10 protein-coding genes and 1 pseudogene are annotated in these 10,075 nt (G+C 71.0%); 9 read left to right on the forward strand and 2 right to left on the reverse strand.

Going from position 1 to position 10,075, the window contains the following annotated elements; translation table 11 throughout:
* Positions 1–280, forward strand: a 280-nt coding sequence (locus AC2VNT_RS01125; protein ID WP_486945106.1) for a hypothetical protein, incomplete at its 5' end; no start/stop codon positions are given.
* Between the two features lie 2 nt (positions 281–282).
* Positions 283–1,107, forward strand: a complete 825-nt coding sequence (gene pyrF / locus AC2VNT_RS01130) for an orotidine-5'-phosphate decarboxylase (protein ID WP_486945107.1) — start codon at positions 283–285, stop codon at positions 1,105–1,107.
* Positions 1,108–1,218: 111 nt separating this feature from the next.
* Here pyrF and AC2VNT_RS01135 read toward each other — a convergent pair whose 3' ends face one another.
* Positions 1,219–1,713, reverse strand: a complete 495-nt coding sequence (locus tag AC2VNT_RS01135) for a hypothetical protein (RefSeq protein WP_486945115.1) — start codon at positions 1,711–1,713, stop codon at positions 1,219–1,221.
* Here AC2VNT_RS01135 and AC2VNT_RS01140 point away from each other — a divergent pair.
* The 7 genes from AC2VNT_RS01140 to metK all read left to right on the forward strand — a co-directional run bounded on the left by AC2VNT_RS01140 (position 1,613) and on the right by metK (position 9,596).
* Positions 1,613–3,667, forward strand: a complete 2,055-nt coding sequence (locus AC2VNT_RS01140) for a glycoside hydrolase family 15 protein (protein WP_486945108.1) — start codon at positions 1,613–1,615, stop codon at positions 3,665–3,667. The genes AC2VNT_RS01135 and AC2VNT_RS01140 overlap by 101 nt on opposite strands.
* A 52-nt stretch (positions 3,668–3,719) precedes the next feature.
* Positions 3,720–5,183: a glucose-6-phosphate dehydrogenase gene (gene zwf, locus AC2VNT_RS01145; RefSeq protein WP_486945109.1), complete on the forward strand. Its 1,464-nt coding sequence runs from the start codon at positions 3,720–3,722 to the stop codon at positions 5,181–5,183.
* A gap of 493 nt (positions 5,184–5,676) precedes the next feature.
* Positions 5,677–5,988 (forward strand): integration host factor, actinobacterial type, encoded by a 312-nt coding sequence (gene mihF, locus AC2VNT_RS01150; protein ID WP_486945110.1) that lies wholly within the window; start codon positions 5,677–5,679, stop codon positions 5,986–5,988.
* Positions 5,989–6,009: 21 nt separating this feature from the next.
* Positions 6,010–6,624 (forward strand): guanylate kinase, encoded by a 615-nt coding sequence (gmk, locus tag AC2VNT_RS01155; protein ID WP_486945111.1) that lies wholly within the window; start codon positions 6,010–6,012, stop codon positions 6,622–6,624.
* 57 nt (positions 6,625–6,681) lie between these two features.
* On the forward strand, positions 6,682–6,999 hold the full coding sequence (rpoZ, locus tag AC2VNT_RS01160; protein WP_486945112.1) for a DNA-directed RNA polymerase subunit omega: 318 nt from the start codon (positions 6,682–6,684) through the stop codon (positions 6,997–6,999).
* An 18-nt stretch (positions 7,000–7,017) separates the two neighbouring features.
* Positions 7,018–8,265, forward strand: coding sequence for a bifunctional phosphopantothenoylcysteine decarboxylase/phosphopantothenate--cysteine ligase CoaBC (gene coaBC, locus AC2VNT_RS01165; protein WP_486945113.1), 1,248 nt, complete (start codon positions 7,018–7,020; stop codon positions 8,263–8,265).
* 119 nt (positions 8,266–8,384) lie between these two features.
* Positions 8,385–9,596, forward strand: coding sequence for a methionine adenosyltransferase (metK, locus tag AC2VNT_RS01170; RefSeq protein ID WP_486945114.1), 1,212 nt, complete (start codon positions 8,385–8,387; stop codon positions 9,594–9,596).
* A gap of 90 nt (positions 9,597–9,686) precedes the next feature.
* On the opposite strand, the pseudogene AC2VNT_RS01175 reads toward metK, so the two are convergent.
* Positions 9,687–10,075: pseudogene (locus tag AC2VNT_RS01175) on the reverse strand (TetR/AcrR family transcriptional regulator); the annotation flags it as partial.

Here is a 10,075-nt window from a genome sequence, read left to right on the forward strand (position 1 = left end):
CAAGCACTTCGAGGAGGCCGACGCCGAGAACCCACGGCCGTCGGCGGTGGACGCCATCCGCGCCGGCGAGGTCGACCTGGTGATCAACACCCCGTTCGGCAATTCCGGCCCGCGGGTGGACGGCTACGAAATCCGGTCGGCCGCGGTGAGCATGAACATCCCGTGTGTGACCACGGTGCAGGGCGCCGCGGCCGCCGTCCAGGGCATCGAGGCCCGGATCCGCGGTGACATCAGCGTGCGATCGCTGCAGGAGCTGCACAGCGTTCTCGGCGGGCAGTAGCGGTGGCCGGGTTCGGGGCGCGGCTGGCCCGCGCGATCGCCGAACGCGGACCGCTGTGCCTGGGCGTCGACCCGCATCCCGAGCTGCTGACCGCCTGGGGCCTGCCGGGGACCTCGGACGGGCTGGCCGCGTTCTGTGACAGCTGCGTGGCGGCGTTCGCGGGCTTCGCGGTGGTCAAACCGCAGGTGGCGTTCTTCGAGGCACACGGCTCGAAGGGCTATGCGGTGCTGGAGAACACCATCGCCGCGCTGCGCGACGCGGGAGTGCTGGTGCTGGCCGACGCCAAGCGGGGCGACATCGGCTCCACGATGGCGGCCTACGCCGCCGCCTGGGCCGGCGACTCGCCGCTGGCCGCCGACGCGGTGACCGCGTCGCCGTACCTGGGCTTCGGGTCGCTGCGGCCGCTGCTGGACGCCGCGGCCGCGCACGACCGGGGTGTGTTCGTGCTGGCCGCCACGTCCAACCCGGAGGGAGCATCGGTGCAGCGCGCCACCGTTGCCGGCGGCGGACGCACCGTGGCGCAGTCGATCGTCGACGCCGCCGCCGAGGCCAACCGGGCCCTCGCCCCCGATCCCGGCCCGGTCGGGGTGGTAGTCGGCGCCACGCTGGCCGAGGTGCCCGATCTGAGCGAGCTGGGCGGGCCGGTGCTGGTGCCCGGTGTCGGTGCCCAGGGTGGCCGGCCGGAGGCGCTCGGCGGCCTCGGCGGGGCCGGCCGTGGGCAGGTGCTGCCGGCGGTGTCGCGCGCGGTGCTGCGGGCCGGACCGGACGTCGAGTCACTGCGGGCCGCCGGGGAGCGGATGCGCGACGCGGTCGGCTACCTGGCCTGAGGCGCTGGACACTTCGCAATGGAGTCAGCCACGGATCGAGGTGATGAGATCGCCGCAGTTGCGGGTCAGGCGTTTCAGAACTTGCGGGCGACCGCTGGCCCACCTGCACCGTTACTGCGACGCCTCCGCGATGAGGGCGCGGATTTTGTGAACCGGGATGGTCTTGTCGTCGTCCACGGCGGCGCTGAGGGCTGCTTCGAGGGTGCGGCGGATCACCTGGCCGGTGGTGATGTGTTCTTCGGATGCGCGTCGGCGCAGCACGTCGAGGACCGTGGCGGGTAGTCGCACGGTGAATGCGTCCATCGGCTCGGTTCCTGCCTCCGAGGTATCGGCGGCCTGGGGTGTCGGTTCGGATGCGTTGATCTCTTCGCAGAGGTCGGTGTTGTGGTAGTGGTCGGCCAGCTTGGTTTTCGGCCGGCGGCTAACGGGCTCACGGCCGGCCCAGCCGCTGGCCGGTAACCCCAATGCCCGGACAAAACCCGGCCCCGGGGACGACAATGGGTCGATGGCGAGCGCTTCGAAGCGGTCGACGAAATCACCGGTGGGGACGGCGAAGAAGCCGACGGCGCCCCCGGCCGACGGTGATGCCGGCGGCTCGGGCGGCAATGGTCGGCAGGCCCCGGTCGCGGCCGAGACCGGCGCATTGGACGTGGCGCTCTCCACCCGCAGCCCGTTCCCGCCGATCGACGAGTATGCGTTCCTCTCCGACTGCGAGAACACCTGCCTGATCGCGCCGAACGGATCGGTCGAGTGGATGTGCCTGCCGCGGCCGGACTCGCCGAGCGTCTTCGGCGCCATCCTGGACCGCGGCGCCGGCCACTTCCGGGTCGGCCCGTACGGGCAGGGCGTCCCGGCGCAGCGGATCTACCAGCCCGGCGGACTGATCGTGGAGACCACCTGGCAGACCGAGACCGGCTGGCTGACCGTGCACGACTGCCTGGTGATGGGCCGCTGGCACAACACCGACAAGCGGTCCAAGACGCACCGCCGGGCGCCGACCGACTGGGACGCCGGCCACATCCTGCTGCGCACCATCAGGTGCGTCAGCGGCACCGTCGAGGTGGAGGTCAGCTGCGAACCGGCCTTCGACTACCACCGCCAGGAGGCGCACTGGGAGTACTCCGGCCAGGTCTACGAGGAGGCCACCGCCACCTGTGACGGCAGCGCCGACGGCAGCCAACCCACCCTCAAACTCACCACCAACCTGCGGCTGGGCATCGAAGGGCCGGAGGCCAACGCCCGCACCCGGATGACCGAGGGCGACGAAGCGTTCGTGGCGCTGTCCTGGTCGCCGCTGCCGGCGCCGCGGACCCAGGAGGAGGCGCTGCAGAAGCGGTGGCAGACCGCCGAATGCTGGCGGCAGTGGATCACCATCGGCAAGTTCCCGGACCACCCGTGGCGGGGCTACCTGCAGCAGAGCGCGCTGGCGCTGAAGGGGCTCACCTATGCGCCGACCGGAGCGCTGATGGCGGCGTCCACCACGTCGTTGCCGGAAACACCTGGGGGCGTACGTAACTGGGATTACCGCTACGCCTGGGTGCGGGACTCGACGTTCGCGCTGTGGGGCCTGCACACGCTCGGCCTGGATCGGGAGGCCAACAACTTCTTCCATTTCCTCTCCGACGCGGCGCTCGACGAGAACGGCGAAGCCCAGACGCTGCAGGTGATGTACGGGGTCGGCGCCGAGAAGACGCTGACCGAGATCGAACTGGGCCATCTCTCCGGCTACGACGGCGCCAGCCCGGTGCGGATCGGCAACGGCGCCTACCGGCAACGGCAGCACGACGTCTGGGGCGCCATGCTGGATTCGGTGTATCTGCATGCCCGCTCCCGCGACGAGCATGTGCCCGAACAGCTCTGGCCGATCCTGAAGAAACAGGTGGAGCAGGCCATCGACAACTGGAACCGTCCGGACCGTGGCATCTGGGAGGTGCGCGGCGAGCCGCAGCACTTCGTGTCGTCCAAGGTGTACTGCTGGGTCGCGGTCGACCGCGGGGTGAAGCTGGCGCTGCTGCACGGCGAGCAGGACTACGCCCGCAGCTGGGCGGCGGTAGCCGCCGAGATCAAGGCCGACGTGCTGGCCAACGGCGTCGACGCGCGCGGTGTGTTCACCCAGCGCTACGGCAGCCCCGCGCTGGACGCGTCGGCGCTGCTGATCCCGCTGCTGCGTTTCCTGCCGCCGGAGGATCCGCGGGTGCGGGCGACCGTGCTGGCCATCGCCGACGAGCTCACCGTCAACGGGCTGGTGCTGCGCTACCGGGTGGAGGAGACCGACGACGGGCTGGTCGGCGAGGAGGGCACCTTCACCATCTGCTCGTTCTGGCTGGTCTCTGCGCTGGTCGAGATCGGCGAGCTGACCCGGGCCAAACAGCTCTGCGAGCGGCTGCTGGCGTTCGCCAGCCCGCTGCGGCTCTACGCCGAGGAGATCGACACCCGCACCGGGCGGCACCTGGGCAACTTCCCGCAGGCGTTCACCCACCTGGCGCTGATCAACGCCGTGGTGCACGTCATCCGGGCCGAGGAGGACGTGGAGGCCGGCGAGTTCCAGCCCGCCCACTGAGCGCGCCGGGTGCCGGCCGTGGGTAGGGTGCAAACGGAGAGGGGATGACCAAATGGTCGGGGATCGTCGGGCCGCCTCCAGCGCCGCACCACACGTCGTCGTCTTGTTCGGCGCCACCGGTGATCTAGCCCGCCGCAAGCTGCTTCCGGGCCTGTTCCACCTGTCGATGTCGAAGCTGGCGCCGCCGCTGCGCGTCGTCGGCACCTCGCTGGACGAGCTGGACGACGACGCGTTCCGCAAGGTCGCGGTGCGCGCCTGCGAGGAGTTCTCCCACGACGACGCCGCCTCGACCGAGGACCGGGACGGCTGGGCGCAGACGCTGAGCTACGTGCCGCAGAAGAGCGGTCCGGAGGCGCTGGCCGCCGCGGTGCGGGCGCAGGCCGAGCAGCTGGGCGGCGTGGCCGGCGGCGTCCGGCTGCTGCACTACCTGAGTGTGCCGCCGGCGGCGGCGATCCCGTCGATCTGGATGCTGGAGCAGGCCGGGCTGGTCGAGGGCGCCGCGGTGGTGATGGAGAAGCCGTTCGGCACCGACCTGGAGAGCGCGATCGCGCTGAACGCCTCGATCCACCAGACCTTCGACGAGTCGCAGGTCTTCCGCATCGACCACTTCCTGGGCAAGGAGCCGGCGCAGAACATCCTGGCGTTCCGGTTCGCCAACGGCCTGTTCGAGCCGATCTGGAACCGGACGTTTATCGACCACATCCAGATCGACATCCCGGAGAAGCTCTCCCTGGAGGGCCGGGCGGCGTTCTACGAGCAGACCGGCGCGTTCCGGGACATGGTGGTCACCCACCTGTTCCAGGTGCTGGCGTTCGTCGCGATGGAGGCCCCGACCGAGCTGGCCTCGGACGCGATCAGTGTGGAGAAGAACAAGGTGTTCCGGTCCATGGTGCCGCTGGACCCGCGCAACGTGGTGCGCGGCCAGTACCGCGGCTACCGCGACGAGCCCGGAGTGGCCGCGGACTCGGACACCGAGACGTTCGTGGCGCTCAGGTGCGAGATCGACAACTGGCGCTGGGCCGGGGTGCCGTTCTACCTACGGACCGGCAAGTGCCTGGCCGAGGGGCAGCGGATCATCTCGATCGCGTTCCGGGAGCCGCCGCGGAGCATGTTCCCGGCCGGGTCGGGCGTCGGCGCGCACGGGCCGGACCACCTCACCTTCGACCTGGCCGACCAGTCCAAGGTGTCGCTGTCGTTCTACGGCAAACGTCCCGGGCCCGGGATGAAGCTGGACAAGCACAGCCTGCAGTTCAGCATGGGGGACACCGACGCCGCCGGTGACGTGCTGGAGGCCTACGAACGGCTGCTGCTGGACGCGATCAAGGGCGACCACACGCTCTACACCCACGCGCAGGGCATCGAGCGGCTCTGGGCGGTGTCCGCCCCGCTGCTGGCCGACCCGCCGCCGGTGCGCAGCTACGACATCGGCTCGTGGGGGCCGAACGCCATCCACCAGCTGATCGCTCCGCACGCCTGGCGGCTGCCGTTCGACCGGGTTTGGCGCGGCCACCGGTGACGGCCCCGGGTCGGCCAGGCCCGAGAAGGCCTAACTGCAACACGTAGTTTTGCCGGGCCGGGCCGGGCCGGTCCGGGGCCGGCCGGCGGCGGCCCGGAACCTTGGCTGACCGGCCATGACGCGCCACCGCACGCCAAATCGGCGGCCGGCATCCGGTACGCCCGGGTGCCGTCGGGCGTCGTCGGCTGTCGTCGGGTGCCGACGGGCCGAAAACGGTCAGCGCATTCGGTGAAAATGGTCGAAACATGCTGGTGGACAATGCGTGTCGCGGATTCACCCGGTGTTGGCGGCGTTCCGGGCCCGATCCGGCGGGTCGGCCGCCGGTGGCGGCGAGCCGGCGGCCATCAACTCGGCGCCGAATATTTATGACCGAAACCAGGGGGTGGGGTTAGATTTCGTCAGAGACCGTGGGTACGGTCGTTGTCGCTGGCTGGAGAACCTGGCCAAGACCGAAAACATCGGCGGCTGCCGATGACGACGAGACGGAGGAATCGTGGCGCTTCCCCAGTTGACCGACGAGCAGCGGGCAGCCGCATTGGAGAAGGCGGCTGCCGCACGTCGAGCCCGAGCTGAGCTCAAGGACCGACTCAAGCGTGGCGGCACCAACCTCACCCAGGTGCTCAAGGACGCCGAGACCAACGAGGTGCTGGGCAAGATGAAGGTGTCCGCGCTATTGGAGGCGTTGCCGAAGGTGGGCAAGGTCAAGGCGCAGGAGATCATGACCGAGCTGGAGATCGCCCCCACCCGCCGGCTGCGCGGCCTGGGCGAGCGTCAGCGCAAGGCCCTGCTGGAAAAGTTCTCCTGATCCGGCCCTGATCCGGCCAGGATGTCCGCCGACCGCTCCGATCGACGTGCTGCGTCGATCGGGGCAGTCGGGCCGGTGGTGGTGCTGTCCGGGCCGTCCGCGGTCGGCAAGTCGACCGTGGTCCGGTGCCTGCGGGAGCGGGTTCCCGACCTGTATTTCAGCGTCTCGGCCACCACCCGGGCCCCCCGGCCCGGCGAGGTGGACGGCGTCGACTACCACTTCGTCACGTCGGACGAGTTCCAGCGGCTGATCGAGGCGCACGAGCTGCTGGAGTGGGCGGAGATCCACGGTGGCCTGCACCGATCCGGCACCCCCGCCGCGGCGGTGCGAGACGCCGCCGCGGCCGGCCGCCCGGTGCTGATCGAGGTCGACCTGGCCGGGGCACGCGCGGTCAAGGCCGCGCTGCCGACCGCGACCACGGTGTTTCTGGCGCCCCCGGACTGGGCGACGCTGGAGGCTCGGCTGACCGGCCGCGGCACCGAAGCCCCCGACGTGATGCGCCGCCGGCTGGCCACCGCCCGCACCGAACTGGCCGCCCGGGACGAGTTCGACGTGGTGGTGGTGAACCGCCGATTGGAGAACGCGTGCACGGAATTGGTATCGTTGCTGGTGGGAACCGCCCCGAACACCCGCTGAGCGGCGTTGTCGAATCACTACACCCCCCCGTCCCCGTACTGCCAGGAGATTCCCCAGGTGAGCACCCCCCAGGCCGGCACGTCCACCACCGCCGACGACCAGTTCGATCCCGCCCTGATCGGCGGCTACGACACCCCGCTCGGCATCACCAACCCGCCGATCGACGAGTTGCTGCAACGCGCGTCGAGCAAGTACGCGCTGGTGATCTTCGCCGCCAGGCGCGCCCGGCAGATCAGCGACTACTACAACCAGCTCGGCGAGGGCATCCTCGAGTACGTCGGGCCGCTGGTCGAGCCCGGCCTGCAGGAGAAGCCGCTGTCGATCGCGCTGCGGGAGGTCCACGGCGACCTGCTCGAGTACACCGAAGGCGAGTAACGGGGTAGGGCGGGACCGGTGGCCGGTAAGCGGATCGTCGTCGGCGTCTCCGGGGGTATCGCCGCATACAAGGCGTGCACGGTGGTCCGCCAGCTGACCGAGGCCGGTCACCGGGTGCAGGTGCTGCCCACCGAATCGGCGCTGCGCTTCGTCGGCGCCGCCACCTTCGAGGCGCTCTCCGGCCGGCCGGTGCACACCGGGGTCTTCGACGACGTTCCGGCCGTGCCGCATGTGGCCATCGGCCAGCAGGCCGACCTGGTGGTGGTCGCGCCGGCCACCGCCGACCTGCTGGCCCGTGCCGCCGCTGGCCGCGCCGACGACCTGCTCACCGCCACCCTGCTCACCGCGCGCTGTCCGGTGCTGTTCGCGCCGGCGATGCACACCGAGATGTGGCTGCACCCGGCGACCGTCGCCAACGTCGCCGTCCTGCGCCGGCGCGGCGCTGTGGTGCTCGAGCCGGCGTCCGGTCGGCTGACCGGCACCGACAGCGGGCCCGGCCGGCTTCCGGAGGCCGAAGAGATCAACACCTTCGTCCAGCTGCTGCTGGAGCGCTCCGACGCCATGCCCTACGACCTGGCCGGCCACCGGGTGTTGGTGACCGCCGGGGGTACCCGGGAGCCGATCGACCCGGTGCGGTTCATCGGCAACCGCAGCTCGGGGAAGCAGGGCTACGCGGTGGCCCGGGTGGTCGCCCAGCGCGGCGCGGACGTCACCCTGATCGCCGGACACACCGCCGGGCTGGTCGACCCGGCCGGGGTGGACGTGGTGCACGTCAGCACGGCCGAGCAGCTCCGGGACGCGGTGACCAAGCGGGTGGTCGACGCGAACGTGCTGGTGATGGCCGCCGCGGTCGCCGATTTCCGGCCGGCCCAGCCGGCGACCAGCAAGATCAAGAAGGGCCCGGAGAGCCAGCGGGAGCCCTCGATCGAGCTGCTGCGCAACGACGACGTGCTGGCCGGTGTGGTGCGGGCGCGAGCCGACGGGCAGATCCCGCAGATGCGGGCGATCGTCGGTTTCGCCGCCGAGACCGGCGACGCCAACGGCGACGTGCTCTTCCACGCGCGCGCCAAGCTGCGCCGCAAGGGCTGCGACCTGCTGGTGGTCAACGCGGTCGGGGACGGCCGGGCGTTCGAGGTGGACAGCAACGACGGCTGGCTGCTGACCTCCGACGGCACCGAGGCCGCCCTGGAGCACGGCTCCAAGACGTTGATGGCCAGCCGCATCGTCGATGCGGTCGCCGCCTTTCTGGACGCCCGCGGCGGATAGCGCTGCCGGCGCGCCGAACGGCAGCGGGCGAACCCCGGGCTGCCGGGCCACTGCCAGGACCGGGTAGCTATATTTGCCCGGGCTAACTTTTGGATCGATTATCTCGGAAAGGTGTCATTGTGAGCGAGAACGGTCGACTGTTCACCAGTGAGTCGGTGACCGAGGGGCATCCCGACAAGATCTGCGACGCGATCAGCGACTCGGTCCTCGACGCGCTGCTGGCCGACGACCCGCGCTCGCGGGTGGCGGTCGAGACCCTGGTCACCACCGGGCAGGTGCACGTGGTGGGGGAGGTGACCACCGCCGCCAAGGAGGCGTTCGCCGACATCACCCACACCGTCCGGGAGCGGATTCTGGAGATCGGCTACGACTCGTCGGAGAAGGGCTTCGACGGCGCGTCCTGCGGGGTGAACATCGGCATCGGCGCGCAGTCACCGGACATCGCCCAGGGGGTGGACACCGCGCACGAGGCCCGGGTCGAGGGTGCCGGCGATCCGCTGGACGCCCAGGGCGCCGGCGACCAGGGGCTGATGTTCGGCTACGCGATCGCCGACACCCCGGAGCTGATGCCGCTGCCGATCGCGCTGGCGCACCGGCTGGCCCGTCGGCTCACCGAGGTGCGCAAGAAAGACGTGCTGCCCTACCTGCGTCCGGACGGCAAGACCCAGGTGACCGTCGAGTACGACGGCGCCACCCCGGTGCGGCTGGACACCGTGGTGGTCTCCACCCAGCACGCCGACGGCATCGACCTGGACAAGCAGTTGGCCCCGGATATCCGGGAGGCGGTCGTCGACACCGTGCTGCGCGAGCTGGGCCACGAGACGATGGACACCTCAGGGGTGCGGCTGCTGGTCAACCCGACCGGCAAGTTCGTCCTCGGCGGGCCGATGGGCGACGCCGGGCTGACCGGCCGCAAGATCATCGTCGACACCTACGGCGGCTGGGCTCGGCATGGCGGCGGGGCGTTCTCCGGCAAGGACCCGTCCAAGGTGGACCGCTCGGCGGCGTACGCGATGCGCTGGGTGGCCAAGAACATCGTCGCCGCCGGGCTGGCCGAGCGGGTCGAGGTGCAGGTCGCCTACGCGATCGGCAAGGCCGCCCCGGTCGGGCTGTTCGTCGAGACGTTCGACACCGGCGTCGTCGACCCGGTCAAGATCGAGAAGGCGATCGGTGAGGTGTTCGACCTGCGGCCCGGCGCGATCATCCGCGACCTGGACCTGCTGCGGCCGATCTACGCCCAGACCGCCGCCTACGGCCACTTCGGCCGAACCGACGTCGACCTGCCCTGGGAGCGCCTCGACAAGGTCGACGAGCTCAAACGGGCGGTCTGAGCGCCGGGTCGACGACCACCGGGCCGGATCGCGGCACGCCGGTCGGCGTGCCGGGCGTGCTGGATTTTCCCCGGGCGGTCGCGCACCGGTCTAGCGTTGGACCACCGCGACGCAGAGGTCGGCGCAGGCGGCGGCCAGTTCGGCGGTGGTCTCCGTCGGCTCGGCCAGCCAGGCCTCGATGATCCGGTTGACCCCGCCGACCATGAACACCGCGCCGCGGCGCAGCTCGGCGGGATCCAGATCGGCCCCCAACGCGTCCGGGGCGTGCCGAATGATCGACTCGGTGACCAGCTCCAGCAGCTGGGCCCGGTGTTCGGCCAGCCCGGCGACCCCGGTCACGTCGCCGACGCTGATCCGGTGGATGTGCGGGTCGGCGGCGATGATGTCGAGCAGCGCGCGCAGCGCCGACCGCAGCTTGTCGGTGAGGCTGCCCGGGTCGCCGACGCCGGCGGCGACGATGGCGTCGAGCAGTTGGTCGC

It is taken from the genome of Mycobacterium sp. TH-M15, assembly GCF_057473705.1.